Origin of the sequence: Aquitalea sp. ASV11 (assembly GCF_016429185.1) — a bacterium.
Classification (GTDB): Bacteria; Pseudomonadota; Gammaproteobacteria; order Burkholderiales; family Chromobacteriaceae; genus Aquitalea; species Aquitalea pelogenes.
Map to the genome: position 1 here is coordinate 1 of NZ_JAELUD010000085.1, position 15,250 is coordinate 15,250.

A 15,250-nucleotide genomic window follows, 5' to 3' on the forward strand; every position below is an offset into this window, starting at 1 on the left:
GCGGTTATCCGCGCGGTTTGCGCGGCGATGAAATCCTGCTGGAAGCACGCATCATCCACGTCGCCGACAGCATGGAGGCCATGATGTCGCATCGCCCCTTCCGTCGCCAGCTGGGTCAGGCCCAGGCGCTGGCACAGTTGCAACAATACAAGGGCAGCGTGTACGACCCCGCCGTGGTTGATGCCTGCCTGGCACTATTTGACGAACATGGCTATCAACTGCCGGACCATAAAAGAAAAAGCTGAACATGGACGCCCGTAGCACAAGCATGCCATTTGCCGACTACACCCTGCAGGCTGCCATCCGGCAACTGCCGGACCGGGTCGTCATCAAGGACACCCACTCCCGCTTCATCACCTGCAACCAGCGTTTTGCCGATGATCTGGGCATCCGCATCGAAGACATTTTCGGCAAGACCGACCACGATTTTTTCCCGCCAGCACTGGCAGCCAGTTATCAGGCAGACGATCAGAAAGTGATTGCCAGCGGCGTTGCCGTGGTGCTGCAAGAGCCTTACATGCTGGATGGCAAGCACTGCTGGCTGGAAACCAGCAAATCACCCATTTTCGACGACGCAGGGCTGTGCATAGGCCTGACTGTCATTTTCAAGGACATCACCCAGCAAAAGCAGGACCATGATGAAATGCAGCGCCGCGCCTGGGCGCTGCAAGCCAATAGCCGTACCAATCAGGCCCTGGTACAGGCCAGTGACGAACAGGCCTTGCTGCAAGCCGTGTGTGATGCCATCGTTGCCGACCAGCGCTACCCGCTGGCCCTGATAGCCGGCATGCAGGACCTGCAACAACAGCGTTTGCAAGTACTGGCCGCTGCCGGTACTGCCCATGCATACAGCGAACAGCTGGATATTTGCTGGACCAAGGACTCCGCCAGCAATGACGGCCCGATTGCCAGCTGCATCCGCCAGGGCAACACCATCAATATCCATGCATTGCAACAGCACCCCAGCTTCCAGCCATGGAAGGCGCTGGCCAGCCAGCACGGGCTGCACGCCATTGTCGCCATCCCGCTGGTGGCAGGACCGGACCTGATCTGCGCGCTGGCAGTTTACGGTGGCGCCGAGCAGTCATTCAGCCCGGTGGAGGTGCAGGTTTTTGAAGAACTGACACGCAATGTACAGTTCGGCATCCAGTCGCGCCGCACCCGGGTGGCGTATCAGCAGTCCTTGCAGGAGCAGGCAGCCCATGCCCAGGTACTGGAAAATGCGCTGGAAAAGGCATTGGCTGCCATTGCCTCGGTACTGGAACAGCGCGACCCTTACACCGCTGGCCATCAGAAACACGTGGCCGAACTTGCAGTGCTGATTGGCCAGGAATTACGCCTGGATGCACACCGGCTGCGTGGCTTGTACCTGAGCGGCGTGGTGCATGATCTGGGCAAGATTGAAGTGCCAGCCGAGATTCTCAGCAAACCCAGCCGCCTGCATCCGGTGGAATTTGCGCTGGTCAAGCGCCATCCGGAAGTCGGTTACCACATCCTGAAAAACATTGACTTCCCCTGGCCCATTGCCGACATCATTCGCCAGCACCACGAATATCTGGATGGTTCCGGCTATCCGCTCGGCCTGTCGGGCAAAAGCATACTGCTAGAGTCACGCATCCTCACCGTAGCCGACATTGTCGAATCGATGTCATCCGATCGCCCCTACCGTGCCGCACTGGGCATTGGCCAGGCCATTGCCCAGATTCGCCTGATGCGCGGCACCCAGCTGGACCCGGATGTGGTGGACGCCTGCATCCGGGTGCTGGAGCGCGGTGACTTCACCCCGCACTTGCTGACACTGGAAGCCGGAGACTGATACCGGCAGGCAGTAGCGCTTACCGGCATCAGTCACACGGCCTGCCAGGCTGACAGCGGCAGGAATGCACATGGTCAGTGATAAGCCGCCACATCCTGCAAGTGCTGGCGTGCATTGCCAGCCCAGTTCTTGCTGCCATACAGGTTCAGGCGCGAAATGGCTTTGGTTTGCTTGAGCCGGGCAAAGTCAAAGTCACGCAAATCCAGCCAGACCGGGCTGATGGACGAAGCAGACTGAAACGCATAGCGCATGTTTTTCATGTCGGCCGTGGTGGTCCAGTAGGTACCCACGCCCCGGTTTTCTGCCGGATAGCGTGAATACGGCTCGTAGGCTTTTTCCACCGACAAATCCAGCGGGTCTGCCATCAGGCCGATGGGCATGGCAACACTATGCATGATGGATGCCAGAAAGCCGCGTGCTTCTTCGACATTGTCCGGGCGCGGCAGCGTCTTGAGCAGCCAGTTGGCCCGCACCAGCCGGGCGTCCGCCTGCCATCCGGTGGGAATGGTTTCGGAGGTGGAGGCCGCAAACTTCTTTTCCTGCTTCAGCATGGTGTCATAGTCAGGCGGATTGGTCAGCACGGTGAACTGCCTGCCATGATGGATGACGGTTTCACCCTTGACGATTTCGATGATGGCCGAATCGCCGCTGGCGTCCTCAATGGCAATGTGTTTGGTGTCCGACGCATAGTCGATGGGCAGGCGTTTGGGTAGCAGTCGCACACTGCGGATGGCGGCAACGGCTTCGGCTACCGTGGCATGGTTATCCAGGATGAAGCTCAGCCAGTGACTGCTTTCCAGTACCGGCTTTCCCGGCTTGCCCGGCTGCGGCTGTTCGGCACCACCGGTAAAGTACAGGGTATGCGCCACCAGGCCCTTCTCGTTCATGCCATCCATCGGAAACACATTGTCAGCATAAACAGCCACGCTGCCATAGCGCGCCTTCCAGCGTACGGTATGGGCTGCATTTTCTTCGGTGGCACCCATGCGGCTGACACCACGCGGACTCAGCACCAGCGAAGGGCTGACCGGGCCAAAGAAATCAAGATTGCGCGAACTGAGCAGATAACCGGGCTGTGTATTCCACAGCACGCGGGTGCAGGCTTCGGCAGCTGGCGACAAGGCAACTGCAAGGGATGCGGCAATTGCGAGAGGTGCAATACCTTTGGACATGAAAACCCCCGAGTAAAGTCGGTATCGCTCCGGAAAACTGCACGGCGATACCAGCCATTAGTCTAGGGATGCTGTTTACGGCAGCGGAATGTCATGATGTCCGGTTTGGCGTCTGGAAATTTCGCTTTGCTGGCGGGCCGATTCATCATCAGCCGCCATAGCCATCAGGCCCGGATGTCGAACGCCAGCCATGGCCAGCCTGCAAGCCGGCTAGGCATGCTGCATGAAGAAATCCGCTACCCTGGCGGCACTCACCTTCTGCAACTGGCACAGCTGGCGGTGGTCGAGTTGTGCTGCACCGTGCTTGCGCTGCGCTGTCTCCAGCAGGTATTGCAGCAGCTGTGCCGCCATGCGGGCATCCGCCAGTGCACGGTGGGCGCGTCCGGCATCGGGCAGCCCCGCCCAGCGGGTGAGCGTGCCCAGTTTGTGATCTGGCGCCTGCGGCAACAAGCGCCGTGCCAGCAGCAAGGTGCAGGCAAAGTCCTGTCGCCGCTGCCGGCCGAGCAAGCCCAGCTCGTGATCCCAGAACTTGCGGTCGAATGCCGCATTGTGCGCTACCAGCGGCAGGTCGCCGACAAAATCAGCCACTTCGCGCATGACGGTAGCCACCGGCGGCGCGCTGCGCAGCATGGCATTACTGATGCCGGTAAGCTGTTCGATTTGCGCCGGAATCCGCACGCCGGCATTCATCAGGCTCTGGTAGTGATCCACCTCACGACCGTCCTGCCACAGCACGACGGCAATTTCAGTGGCACGGCTGCCAACGGATGGCGACAAGCCGCTGGTTTCAAAGTCGAGCACCGCATAGCAAGGTGATGTGCTGCTCAATTCAATGCCGCCTTGGCTGCCTCTTCCGGGCTCAGGCCGTCAAAGAACATATCGGTAAACCACTCGGCATTTTCTTCGATTTGTTGCTGCGCCTCATCCGGCTTGGCACCGGCGGCAACAAACAGGGCTTCCACTTCGGCACACCATTGCAACAGGGCAATGGTATCCGGGTCGAGCTCGTCTTCCTTGCGTTTGGACATGGGTTTTTTCCGCTAAATGTTGAACTGGCGGCATTGTACACGGCTATTGCCAAACACGAGGCAGCGGTGCATGGATATTGCTAGAATCAGCGGCTGAACATGAACCGGGAAAGACCGATGTCCAAGCTTGTTGCTGTTGATCTGGCCAAAAGTTATCGCCTGCTGAACCACGGCCCGACCGTGTTGGTTTCCTCTGCCCACGCGGGCGAACAAAACGTGATGGCCGCCGCCTGGGCCATGCCGCTGGACTTTGACCCGCCCAAGGTGCTGGTGGTGGTGGACAAGGCCACTCACACCCGTGAACTGATGGAAGCTTCCGGCGAATTTGTGCTGAATATTCCCTGCCGCGCCCAGGCTGAACAGGTATTGACCGCAGGCAGTTGCAGCGGCAAGGAGGTGGACAAGTTTGCCGTCAGCGGTCTCACCGCCCTGCCCGGCGAAGCCGTTGCGGCACCGCATGTGGACGGCTGCATTGCCTATCTGGAGTGCCGCATCATCAGCGAGCCGCACAACCAGCAGCGCTACGACCTGTTCATTGGCGAAGTGCTGGCCGCCAGGGCGGACCCGGATGTCTGGCACGACGGCCATTGGCAGTTTGATGGCCACGATGACAAACGCAGCCTGCACTACATTGCGGGTGGCAACTTCTTCAGCATTGGCGAGCAGTTTGCCGTTGCCGCCAGGCAGGCTGAGTAAAAAAGCCGCCCGCAGGCGGCCCGGTCGGTCTTAGCGAACCGCGCTGACGAATTCGTCAAACGCCGTCACCAGTCGTGCCACATCTTCTACCGTGGTTTGCGGGCAAACCAGCAGCATATTGTGGAAAGGCGTGATCAACAGCCCGCGGTTGAGCAGGAACAGGTGGATGATGTGCTCCATGTCGCTATCCAGGATCGCATCTGCCTCGCTGCCATTACGCGGCGGGGTGGCGGTGAACTGGAACTCGGTGCGCGCGCCTACTTGAGTCACACACCATGGCAGCGCATGACGGGCAATCACCGCACGCAAGCCGGCGGCCAATTGCTCGGCCAGCGCAAACATGTGGGTATAGGCTTGTTCGGTCATCACCTCGGCCAGATTGGCCCGCATCGCCGCCATGGCCAGCATGTTGGCGGTCAGCGTGGTGCCGATGCCACTGTGGCCCGGTACCGCTTCGCGCTTCGCCTGCTGGGCGCGTTTGGCCATTTCCTCGGAAAAACCGTACACCGCACACGGCACGCCACCGCCCATGGGTTTGCCCAGCACCATCATGTCCGGTTTCAGGCCGTGAGCGCGGGTATAGCCCCCCATGCCGGTACTGATGGTATGGGTTTCATCCATGATCAGCAGCGTGCCGTAGCGGCGGCATAGTGCCTGCGCTGCCTCCCAGAAGCCCGGTTCCGGCAGCACCATGCCGATATTGGTCATGGCAGGCTCGGCCAGCAGGCAGGCCACCTGGCCGTCCTTGAGTGCCTCTTCCAGCGCGGCCAGATCGTTGAATTCCACCACGCGGGTGTATTGGGTCAGGTCATACACCTGCCCCAGCAGGCTGGCACGCTGCACCGGCTTGCCATCCACCAGATCGACAAACACATCGTCGATGGTGCCGTGATAGCAGCCATTGAACACCAGCAACTGCTGACGACCGGTAGCTGCCCGCGCCCAGCGCAGGGCGAAGCGGTTGGCATCGGTGGCGGTCATGGCAAACTGCCAGTATGGCAGGCCAAAACGTCGCGCCAGCTCAGTGGCCACCCAGACGGCATCTTCCGACGGCAGCATGGTGGTGATACCGCGTGCTGCCTGCTCGGCCACCGCGCGCGCCACCGGGGCCGGGCCGTGGCCGAACATGGCACCGGTGTCGCCCAGGCAGAAATCGACATAGCGATTGCCATCCACATCTTCAAAACTGGCACCCTGCGCCTGCTTCACGTACAGGGTGAAGGGGGTGGACCAGTCATCCATCCAGTGCAGCGGCACACCAAACAGCAAATGCTGATCCGCTTGCGCCGACAGCCGCTGCGAGTGCGGGCGCGCCGCGATAAAGCGCTCGCGCTCGGCAGCGTGCAGTTGCAAGGCCTTGTCCCAGTTGATGCCGTGTCGTGTTGTTGTCATTGCTTTCTCCTTGATCTTGTTCTGTGCGGACAGCAGCCCGCCATCATGTCATACGTGCAGTTGCAGGTGTTCGCGTTCCCAGGCGGTGATGCCACGATTGAAGGTTTCGAATTCCTTTTCCTTCACCGCGCAAAAAGCCTGCACAAACTGTTCGCCCAGAATATCCGCAAGCTCCGGGCAGTCCTGCATCAGCGCCACGGCGTCTTCCAGGCTGCGCGGCAGCTCGAAATCCAGGTCATAGGCGCTGTCACTCATCGGTTCACTGGGAATCAGGCCCTGCACCATGCCGAGGTAACCGCAGGCCAGCGTGGCGGCCATGGCCAGATAGGGGTTCACATCCACGCCCGGCACCCGGTTTTCCAGCCGCCGTGCATTGGGGCCGGACGGCGGAATACGGATGCCGCAAGTCCGGTTGTCATAACCCCAGCGCACATTGATGGGCGCAGCGGCATGGCGACTGAGGCGACGGTAGGAATTGACGTAGGGCGCCAGCATGGGCATCACCATGGGCAGGTACTTCTGCATGCCGGCAATATGATGAAAGAACAAGGGGGTGGCGCTGCCATCAGCTGCGGAAAAGATGTTCTGACCATCTGCAGTACTGACAATGCTTTGATGGATATGCATGGCACTACCGGGCTCGCCTTCCATCGGCTTGGCCATGAAAGTGGCAAAGATATTGTGCCGGTAAGCGGTTTCACGCACCGCACGCTTGAACAGGAAAACCTGGTCGGCCAGTTCCAGTGCATTGCCATGGGTGAAATTGATTTCCATCTGGCAGGCGCCCACTTCGTGAATCAGCGTTTCCACATTGAGCTGGGCTTGCTGGCAGAAAGTGGACAGCTCCTGGAAGAAAGGGTCGAAGTCGTTGACGGCATCGATGGAGAAGGATTGACGCCCTACTTCGGAGCGCCCGGCACGGCCGGTGGGCGGACGCAAAGGCTCATGCGGGTTATTGTTCTGCCGGATCAGGTAAAACTCCATTTCCGGAGCCACCACCGGCTGCCAGCCACGGTCGGCATACAATTGCAGCACCTTGCGCAATACGGCACGTGGTGAAATTCCCACCGGCTTGCCGTCGAAGTCTTCACAATCGTGAATCACCACCGCCACCGGTTCGATAGCCCAGGGCACCAGCCGAATGGAGGAGACATCCGGCACGCACACCATGTCCGGATCGTTCGCCCCGACAAAGCGCTCGAATTCGGCAAACTCACCATTGACGGTAATGGTGAGCACCGCCTTGGACATCTTCATGCTCTCTTCGGCAAGGAACAGATCCTTGGGGACAATCTTGCCACGCGCCACCCCGGTCATATCCGGAATGACGCATTCCACTTCATGGATATTGTGTGTTCGGATGAAGCTTTGTAAATGCTCATGCATGTTTTATCCTTTATGATCAAATCTGCAAAAAGCCCTTTTCCCAACACCGCACCAACCCATGTGAATTCAAATGCAAATACCGGAATAAAAGCTGGAATTCATCATAGTAAGACAAATGATGCATGTCAATTTATGATCAAATAAAACTTGAAAAGTGAAGCATCACAGCACCATGATTGCTATGGTATCCTTTGTGACAAATTCCAATACCAACGACTCGCCGACAATGAAGACTACCGCCTCCTCTACACTACAGGACGAAACCTACACCACCCTGCGCCAGTGGCTGTCACTGGGTCGCTGGCTGCCCGGCGAACGGCTGAAGATCAAGCAACTGGCTCAGGACATGCAGGTTGGCGAAATGCCGGTGCGCACCGCACTGCAACGCCTGGTGGCAGAGAAGGCGCTGGCCAACATTCCCAATTGCGGCGTCACCGTCCCGCAACTGAGCCGCACCCAGTTTGACGACATCCTCCAAACCCGCATGCTGCTGGAAGGTGAAGCGGCTGAAAAAGGTGCACGCAACCTCAGCAGCACCGACCTCAAGCTGCTGGAGGAGCTGACCGCCACCATGGACGAGGCCATCCGCAATCACGATGTCAAAGGCTACCTAACGGCAAACGAAGACTTCCACGTCACGCTGTACCGCGCCTCCGGCTCTGCCATGCTGTTGTCCCTGATTGAAAGCGTGTGGCTGCACGTTGGCCCCATTTCCAACCAGCTGCATCAGGACCCGCATGTGTGGAGCATCATGAACGACTGCCATGAGGACATGATGCGCGCCCTGCACCGCAAGGACCCGTCCGCCGTGCGCCGCGCCATCGAACGCGACCTGTTCAATGCCGGGCAGTACCTGAAAACACTGTGCAACTGAGCTACACACGGTCAGCATGAAAAAACCGGGCCAAAGCCCGGTTTTTTTATTTGCCAACAGCAGCAAGACTTCACTGTACCCCATACCAGGCCATGAATATCTCCACACCTCTGGCCACACGCTGTTGCAACAGCTTCAGGTCGTCCTCGCTCACCACGCCAACCAGGAATGTCTGCTGATATTCCGCCTGTATCAGCGACAACAAATGCATGGCAGCAATCCAGCCATCTGCGCGGCGCAGGCGGCCGGCCTGCATTTCCTCTTCCAGATAAGCCGCCACCTTGTTCCAGCCCTGACGCGGGCCTGCCTCATAAAACTGCTGGGCGGCACCTGCACGCACCAGTTCACCCGCAATGATGCCGCGCATGGCCATCAGGTCCGGGCCCAGAATCACCTGCAGGTAGTTTTCTCCGAATGCCTGCAAAGCCGCCGCAATATCCCCGCCCGGTACCAGCCGTGAATAGGCATGTGACATGCGTTCTTCGGCCAGCATTTTCATCACACTGAGGAACAGCTCCTCCTTGGACTTGAAATAACCGTACAAAGTGGCTTTGGAACCCCCTACCCGGCTGCAGATTTCTGCCATGGAAGTCGCCTCATAACCACGCTGCAGGAACAACTCCGCCGCTGTTGCCACCATTGCCTGACGGCGCTCTTCACTTTTTGTTCGCATTTTTGCTCCAAATTGTACCGAACTGTACGGTTTTACTTGACGACGTCAACGTCGCACATTATAACTGTACCGTACAGTACAGTTAAAGGCCATGTCAAAAAAATGGATACCCAATCAAGCATGCACCCACGGCGCACCCTGCTACAACTGACCATGCTAGGCAGCCTGCTGCTAGCCGGTTGTGCCAGCGTGCCGGACCTGGGCCCCGCGCCCCGTAACAAGACCATGCAGGACATGGCCAGTCAGCAAACCCTGCAAGCCAGCACGGCTGAGTGGATGAGCAGCAACTGGTGGCAAAGCTATCAGGACGGCCAGCTCGACGACATCATGCAAGAAGCCCTGAGCCAGTCGCCGGACCTGGCCGCCGCCCAGGCTCGTCTGGCCAAAGCTGCCGGTCAGGCGGAACAGACTGGCGCCAGCAATCTGCCCAGCCTCGACCTGAATACCTCTGTCACCAAGATGAAGCAAAGCTATAACAACGGCTTTCCCGCTGCCTTTGTTCCGCATGGTTACAACAACTCTGCCAAGGTCGAACTGGATTTCAGCTATGAAATCGACTTCTGGGGCAAGAACCGCTCCGCCATTGCTGCCGCCAGCTCGGAACTGGCAGCAGCCCAGGCCGAGGCAGCACAAAGCCGCCTGACGCTGACCAGCGCCATTGCCGCAGCCTATGCCGAACTGGCCCGCCTGTACGCCGAGCAGGATGCCGCCGAACAGGCTCTGAGCGTGCGCCAGCACAGCGCCCAACTGCTGCAACAACGTTTTGACAATGGTCTGGAAACCATGGGCACCCTGCGTCAGGCCCAGTCCCGCCAGGCCACCGCCAATGCCGACCTCAGTGCCGCCCGCCAGGCCATTGCCCAGCAAAAGCTGAGCATTGCCGCCCTGATGGGTGCCGGGCCGGATCGCGGCATGAACCTGCGCCGCCCTGCTGCCAGCCTGCTGCATCCGCAAGGCTTGCCTGCCACCTTGCAGGCGGACTTGCTGGGTCGCCGTCCGGACCTGGCCGCCGCCAGATTGCGCGCAGAAGCCGCCGCCAGCCGTATCAACGTTGCCCGCGCTGCGTTTTACCCCAATGTGAATCTGTCTGCCTATCTGGGCGTGCAGTCGCTGGGGCTGAGCTATCTGACCAAGAACGGTTCCGACATTGGCGGGGTCGGCCCGGCCATTTCGCTGCCGATTTTCCGTGGCGGAGCCCTGCAAGGCAACTACCGCGTGGCCCGTGCCGAATACGATGCCGCCGTAGCCAGCTACAACCAGACCCTCACCCAGGCCTTGCACGACGTGGCCGATGTACTGGCCCAGCAACAGGAACTGGGCCCGCAGCTGGAGCAGCGCCGCCTGGCTCTGAAAACTGCCGAAGAGTCCTACCAGGTAATGCAAAACCGCTATCAGGGTGGTCTGGCCAGCTATCTGGACGTACTGAATGCCGAAGACAACGTGATTGCCAGTCGTCGCAGCAGCACCAGCCTGGAAACCCGGCTGTTCCTGCTGGACGTCAACCTGATCAAGGCCCTGGGCGGCGGTTATCAAGCCTGAGCCCCAACCGAATACAACAATTGCAGAGAACCATCATGAGCGAAAATATCCAAGCCCTCCCCGCCTCCGATGCCCCGCACAGCGACAGCCTGCGTCTGGCCAAGCGCAAGAAGCTGTTTGCCCTGCTTGGCGCAGTCGTCGGCGTTGCCGCCATTGGTGCCGGCACTTACTGGACCCTGGTGGCCTCCCACCATGTCAGCACCGACAATGCCTATGTGGCCGTTGAAATGGCGCAAATCACCCCGGAAGTCAGCGGCACAGTGCGCGAAGTACTGGCCGTCGACACCCAGCAGGTAAAACGCGGCGACATCCTGGTGAAGCTGGACGACAAGGATGCAGCCCTCAATCTGGCGCAGGCCGAAGCCGAACTGGCGCGCGCCGAGCGTCGCGTGCAGGGCTATCTGGCCAGTGACGAAGGTTTGCAGGCCCAGGTACAGGCCCGCATTGCCGACCAGGCGCGCAGCAATGCCCAGCTGGTTTCCGCCCGCGCCGACCTGCAACGTGCCGAGCTGGACCTCAAGCGCCGTCAGGCGCTGGCCAAGAGCGGTTCGGTGTCCGGCGAAGAGCTGAGCAATGCGCAGAACGTATTCAGCACCGCCAGCGCCAACCTGACCGCAGCCGAAGCCGCTGCCAAACAGGCCGAGGCCAATGCCCGTGCCGCGCAAGGCTCGCTCAAGGCCAACCAGACTCTCACCGTCAACACCACCGTGGACACCAACCCGGAAGTGGCCCTGGCCCGCGCCAAGCGTGACCAGGCCCGTCTGGACCTGGCCCGCACCATCATCCGCGCGCCGGTGGACGGCGTGGTGGCCAAGCGCCAGGCACAGGTCGGCCAGCGCGTGCAGGCCGGCAGCCAGCTGTTGTCGGTGGTGCCGCTGCAGCAGGCGCACGTGGATGCCAACTTCAAGGAAGTGCAGCTGGACAAGGTACGCATCGGCCAACCCGCCACGCTGACCGCCGACCTGTATGGCAGCCGTGTCACCTACCACGGCAAGGTGGCCGGCTTGTCCGGCGGCTCAGGCGCTGCATTCGCCACCATTCCGGCACAGAACGCCACCGGCAACTGGATCAAGGTAGTACAGCGCCTGCCGGTCCGCATTGCACTGGACCCGGCAGAGCTGCGCGCCCATCCGCTGCAGGTGGGCCTGTCAATGGAAGTCACCATCGATACCGCCAGCGAGTAAGCCATCATGACTGACAGCTCCGTTACTGCTTCACCCAAGCCACTGGAAGGCGGCACCCTGTGGCTGGCCGCCCTGGTGCTGGCCGCCGCCAACTTTGTCGCCGTGCTGGACACCACCATTGCCAATGTGTCGGTTCCCAATATCGCCGGCGGGCTGGCGGTATCCTCCAGCCAGGGGACTTACGTCATTACGTCTTATGCGGTGGCCGAGGCCATTACCGTGCCGCTCACCGGCTGGCTGGCTGCGCGGCTGGGCACGGTGCGGCTGTTTATCGGCTCCATGGTTCTGTTCGGCCTGTTTTCCTTGTTGTGCGGCATGGCCGGCTCGCTGGAAACGCTGGTGCTGTTCCGCGTGCTGCAAGGCCTGGCAGGCGGCCCGCTGATGCCGATGTCGCAGACGCTGTTGCTGCGGATTTTCCCCAAGGAAAAAACCGGCGCCGCCATTGGCTTGTGGAGCATGACCACGCTGATTGCCCCCATCATGGGACCGATTCTGGGCGGCGTGTTGTGTGACCAGGTGAGCTGGCCGTGGATTTTCTGGATCAACGTCCCCATTACCATGCTCTGTGGCTACGCTGGCTGGCAATTGCTGAAAAGTCAGGAAAGCCTGCGCGAAAAAATCCGTGTCGATGCTGTTGGCCTTGGCTTACTAGTGGTATGGGTGGCGGCACTGCAAATCATGCTGGATGAAGGCAAGAACCTGGACTGGTTCAATTCCGCCGAGATCGTGGCGCTGGCCGTGACCGCCGCCATCGGCTTTGCCGCCTTCCTGATATGGGAGCTGACCGAGAAAAATCCGGTGGTGAATCTGCGGGTATTCCGGCACCGCGGCTACTGGGCCAGTGTGCTCACCATCTCGCTGGCTTTCGGCTCTTTCTTTGGTGCAACGGTGCTGACCCCGCAATGGCTGCAAAGCTATATGGGCTACACCGCCACTGAAGCCGGTCACGCCACCGCCATGAGCGGCATTCTGGCGGTGCTGGTTGCCCCGCTGGTGGCGCAGCTCTCCACACGTGTCGATCCTCGCCCACTGGTATTCATGGGAGTGATGTGGCTGGGTGGCGTCACCCTGTACCGCAGCTTTTCCACCACTGACATGGGCTTCTGGCAGGTGGCCTTGCCCTTGCTGTTCCAGGGCGTGGGCATGCCTTTCTTCTTTGTGCCGCTCACTGGCCTCGCCATGGCCAGCGTGGAACCGGAGGAAATGGCCTCGGCGGCAGGCTTGATGAGCTTCATGCGGACATTATCCGGTGCCTTTGCCACTTCGCTGGTGACCACCGCCTGGGAAGACAAGGCCAGCTACAACCATGCCGACCTGGTAGGCAGCATCGACCCCGGTGGCGACACCCTGCGCACCCTGCAGGGTAGCGGCATGAGCCTGGATGCAGCCAGCAACCAGCTCAACCAGCTGTTGCAGTCGCAAAGCATCATGCTGTCCACCAACCAGATTTTCTGGCTGACCGGTCTGTCGTTCGTGGTGGCGGCCTGCGCCATCTGGCTGGCGCCCCGCCCCACCCGTGTGGCGGATACCAGTCAGGCACACTGAATAGCTCTACACGCAGCAAAAAGCCCGGTGCATGCACCGGGCTTTGTCATTCCATATTTTGCCAAGCGTGGCTCACCACATGGCTGCCGCAAGGACACCCTTACTGTGCGCTGGCCTCACCACCCAGGGCCTGATACAGCGTCACCTGATTCACCAGCCGGTTATAACGGTTTTCCAGCAGGCTTACCTCGGCGGTACGGCGTGTTTCTTGCGCATCCAGCCAGTCTTTCAGCGGAGCCGCACCCGCCTGATAGCGCAGCTGGTACAGCTTTTCCGCCCGCGCGGCCAGCACGGCGGCCTGGGTTAGTCGTTCGCCCTGCTGCCGGTACTGCTGGCGGGCGGACAGGGCATTGTCCACGTCAGCCAGTGCAGAATACAAAGTCTGGCGGAAGTTCACCACCGCCAGCTGGTAGTTAGCCTCGCTGATGCTGTTGTTCAGCTTCATCTGCCGCCACTGCAAGAACGGCAAGGTGATGCCTGCACCCAGCGTGGCCAGCGGGTTGCTCAGCACCTGTGCCAGACGGGTACTGCTGCTGCCCAGGCTGCCGGTCAGGGAAAAGTCGGGATAGTACGAGGCACGGGTGGCATCGCCAGTTGCCAGTGTTTCGCGCAGGCGCAATTCGGCAGCACTCAGGTCGGGACGGCGCGCCAGCAGGGCAACCGGCAAACCGGCAGGCACGTCTGGCAGATCCGCCATTGGCAGGCTGGCACGCAAGGCGATGTCACCCTTGGGCGGGCCGTCCAGCAATATCGCCAGTGCGTTTTGCGTCTCGGACAGTTGCTGCTGGTAGTCGTGCAGGCTGGCTTGCTGGCTGGCCAGGCTTTGCCGCACGGTCAGCACATCCAGCTCGGCCGCGGCACCGGCCTGCTGCTTGGCCAGCACCAGTCGCAAGGCTTGCTGCTGGTAATCGATGCTGGCCTGCCCCAGCGCCAGCCGCTGGCGTAGCCAGGCTTGCTTCCAGTACAGCTTGATGGTGCTGCCAATCAGGCTCAAGCGGCTGCTGGTCATATCCTGCACCGTGGCACGCGCCTCCCAGGCCTTGGCATCGCTCTGGTGTGCCAGCTTGCCCCACAAGTCCAGCTCATAGCTGACCGACAAGCTGGCCGAATGGCTCTGGCTGCTGACGGCATCGCCACCTACGCGCCGGCTTGCCGTGCTGGACAGGCTGAAGGATGGCGTGGGTGCCAGGTCGGTATCGGCCAGGTCTGCCTGCAGCATGGCCTGACGCACCTTGATGGCAGCGGCAGCCAGGTCGTTATTGCGTGCCAGCACCTGTTTGATCAGTGCGTCCAGCTCGGCATCGCCAAACTGTTGCCACCAGTCTCCTGCTGTCGCGGGACTGGTCGCCGCTTGCGTGCTGGTTTGCCATTGTGCGGGCAGCGCAAGCGCCGGTGTCTGATACGGCGTAGCGGTGATGCTGGCACAACCGGCGAGTAACAGGCAGGCCAGCAAGATGGAGTTTGATGCTTTCATTCTGTCATTCTGTTCTGTAGCGATGCTCATTCACGGGACAGCGCCACCACCGGGTCCAGCCTAGCGGCATTGCGGGCCGGCAGATAGCCGAACAGCACACCCACCAGCGTGGAGCAGGCAAAGGCCGCCACAATGGACGACAGCGAGTAAACCATGTTGAAGCTGGCGAGGCGGGCCACCAGCACGCCAAGGCCCAGCGACAGGGCAACGCCCAGTGCTCCACCCAGCAGGCATACCAGCACGGCCTCGATCAAAAACTGCTGCATGATGTCGCGCTGGCGCGCACCCACCGCCATGCACACGCCGATTTCACGGGTCCGCTCGCTCACCGAGACCAGCATGATGTTCATCACGCCAATGCCACCAACCACCAGCGAAATCACCGCAATCATCGATACCAGCAGCGTCATGGTGGCGGTGGTGCTGGCAATGGTCTGGCGGATGCTGTCGGTATTCATCACGAAAAAGTCC

Annotated in this window: 15 protein-coding genes; 7 read left to right on the plus strand and 8 right to left on the minus strand. The window is 60.6% G+C overall.

Annotated features, from left to right (window positions below; genetic code table 11):
• Positions 1–245 (plus strand): HD domain-containing phosphohydrolase (locus JHD62_RS18995; protein WP_370541091.1); only part of this gene is annotated, 245 nt, incomplete at its 5' end.
• 2 nt (positions 246–247) lie between these two features.
• A complete protein-coding gene (locus JHD62_RS19000; protein WP_199104207.1) occupies positions 248–1,816 on the plus strand; it encodes an HD domain-containing phosphohydrolase in 1,569 nt (522 codons plus the stop codon).
• A gap of 74 nt (positions 1,817–1,890) precedes the next feature.
• Here the strand turns inward: JHD62_RS19000 and JHD62_RS19005 are convergent, their stop codons facing one another.
• From JHD62_RS19005 to JHD62_RS19015, 3 genes are all read right to left on the minus strand, one after another.
• Positions 1,891–2,988 carry a linear amide C-N hydrolase gene (locus JHD62_RS19005; protein ID WP_199104208.1) on the minus strand — a complete coding sequence of 366 codons (1,098 nt, stop codon included), beginning with the start codon at positions 2,986–2,988 and terminating at the stop codon, positions 1,891–1,893.
• 210 nt (positions 2,989–3,198) lie between these two features.
• Positions 3,199–3,816, minus strand: a complete 618-nt coding sequence (locus tag JHD62_RS19010; RefSeq protein WP_233161099.1) for a PolC-type DNA polymerase III — start codon at positions 3,814–3,816, stop codon at positions 3,199–3,201.
• Complete coding sequence (locus JHD62_RS19015) at positions 3,813–4,016, minus strand: hypothetical protein (RefSeq protein WP_045844807.1); 204 nt, start codon at positions 4,014–4,016, stop codon at positions 3,813–3,815. Before JHD62_RS19015 ends, JHD62_RS19010 begins: the two co-directional genes overlap by 4 nt.
• A gap of 117 nt (positions 4,017–4,133) precedes the next feature.
• Between JHD62_RS19015 and JHD62_RS19020 the strand changes: the two genes are divergently transcribed.
• Complete coding sequence (locus JHD62_RS19020) at positions 4,134–4,712, plus strand: flavin reductase family protein (RefSeq protein ID WP_199104209.1); 579 nt, start codon at positions 4,134–4,136, stop codon at positions 4,710–4,712.
• 30 nt (positions 4,713–4,742) lie between these two features.
• On the opposite strand, the gene JHD62_RS19025 is transcribed toward JHD62_RS19020, so the two are convergent.
• Entirely contained in the window at positions 4,743–6,104 is a 1,362-nt protein-coding gene (locus JHD62_RS19025; RefSeq protein ID WP_199104210.1) for an aspartate aminotransferase family protein, read from the minus strand.
• 48 nt (positions 6,105–6,152) lie between these two features.
• On the minus strand, positions 6,153–7,490 hold the full coding sequence (locus tag JHD62_RS19030) for a glutamine synthetase family protein (RefSeq protein ID WP_199104211.1): 1,338 nt from the start codon (positions 7,488–7,490) through the stop codon (positions 6,153–6,155).
• Between the two features lie 193 nt (positions 7,491–7,683).
• Here JHD62_RS19030 and JHD62_RS19035 point away from each other — a divergent pair, with 193 nt between their 5' ends.
• On the plus strand, positions 7,684–8,364 hold the full coding sequence (locus JHD62_RS19035) for a GntR family transcriptional regulator (RefSeq protein ID WP_370541092.1): 681 nt from the start codon (positions 7,684–7,686) through the stop codon (positions 8,362–8,364).
• Between the two features lie 70 nt (positions 8,365–8,434).
• On the opposite strand, the gene JHD62_RS19040 is transcribed toward JHD62_RS19035, so the two are convergent.
• Positions 8,435–9,037, minus strand: a complete 603-nt coding sequence (locus JHD62_RS19040; RefSeq protein WP_199104212.1) for a TetR/AcrR family transcriptional regulator — start codon at positions 9,035–9,037, stop codon at positions 8,435–8,437.
• Between the two features lie 102 nt (positions 9,038–9,139).
• Between JHD62_RS19040 and JHD62_RS19045 the strand changes: the two genes are divergently transcribed.
• Genes JHD62_RS19045 through JHD62_RS19055 form a run of 3 tightly spaced genes read left to right on the plus strand, consistent with a single transcriptional unit; the run spans position 9,140 to position 13,305 of the window.
• Entirely contained in the window at positions 9,140–10,576 is a 1,437-nt protein-coding gene (locus JHD62_RS19045) for an efflux transporter outer membrane subunit (protein WP_233161100.1), read from the plus strand.
• 35 nt (positions 10,577–10,611) lie between these two features.
• Entirely contained in the window at positions 10,612–11,760 is a 1,149-nt protein-coding gene (locus JHD62_RS19050) for an HlyD family efflux transporter periplasmic adaptor subunit (protein WP_199104213.1), read from the plus strand.
• 6 nt (positions 11,761–11,766) lie between these two features.
• Positions 11,767–13,305: a DHA2 family efflux MFS transporter permease subunit gene (locus JHD62_RS19055; RefSeq protein ID WP_199104214.1), complete on the plus strand. Its 1,539-nt coding sequence runs from the start codon at positions 11,767–11,769 to the stop codon at positions 13,303–13,305.
• A gap of 100 nt (positions 13,306–13,405) precedes the next feature.
• Here JHD62_RS19055 and JHD62_RS19060 read toward each other — a convergent pair whose 3' ends face one another.
• A complete protein-coding gene (locus JHD62_RS19060; protein WP_199104215.1) occupies positions 13,406–14,779 on the minus strand; it encodes an efflux transporter outer membrane subunit in 1,374 nt (457 codons plus the stop codon).
• Positions 14,780–14,805: 26 nt separating this feature from the next.
• Positions 14,806–15,250, minus strand: a 445-nt coding sequence (locus JHD62_RS19065) for an FtsX-like permease family protein (protein ID WP_199104216.1), incomplete at its 5' end; no start/stop codon positions are given.

Coding starts and splice junctions, on each gene's coding strand:
- JHD62_RS19000 (WP_199104207.1), top strand. CDS start 248: ATGGACGCCCGTAGCACAAGCATGCCATTTGCCGACTACACCCTGCAG.
- JHD62_RS19005 (WP_199104208.1), bottom strand. CDS start 2,988: ATGTCCAAAGGTATTGCACCTCTCGCAATTGCCGCATCCCTTGCAGTT.
- JHD62_RS19015 (WP_045844807.1), bottom strand. CDS start 4,016: ATGTCCAAACGCAAGGAAGACGAGCTCGACCCGGATACCATTGCCCTG.
- JHD62_RS19020 (WP_199104209.1), top strand. CDS start 4,134: ATGTCCAAGCTTGTTGCTGTTGATCTGGCCAAAAGTTATCGCCTGCTG.
- JHD62_RS19025 (WP_199104210.1), bottom strand. CDS start 6,104: ATGACAACAACACGACACGGCATCAACTGGGACAAGGCCTTGCAACTG.
- JHD62_RS19030 (WP_199104211.1), bottom strand. CDS start 7,490: ATGCATGAGCATTTACAAAGCTTCATCCGAACACACAATATCCATGAA.
- JHD62_RS19040 (WP_199104212.1), bottom strand. CDS start 9,037: ATGCGAACAAAAAGTGAAGAGCGCCGTCAGGCAATGGTGGCAACAGCG.
- JHD62_RS19045 (WP_233161100.1), top strand. CDS start 9,140: ATGGATACCCAATCAAGCATGCACCCACGGCGCACCCTGCTACAACTG.
- JHD62_RS19050 (WP_199104213.1), top strand. CDS start 10,612: ATGAGCGAAAATATCCAAGCCCTCCCCGCCTCCGATGCCCCGCACAGC.
- JHD62_RS19055 (WP_199104214.1), top strand. CDS start 11,767: ATGACTGACAGCTCCGTTACTGCTTCACCCAAGCCACTGGAAGGCGGC.
- JHD62_RS19060 (WP_199104215.1), bottom strand. CDS start 14,779: ATGAAAGCATCAAACTCCATCTTGCTGGCCTGCCTGTTACTCGCCGGT.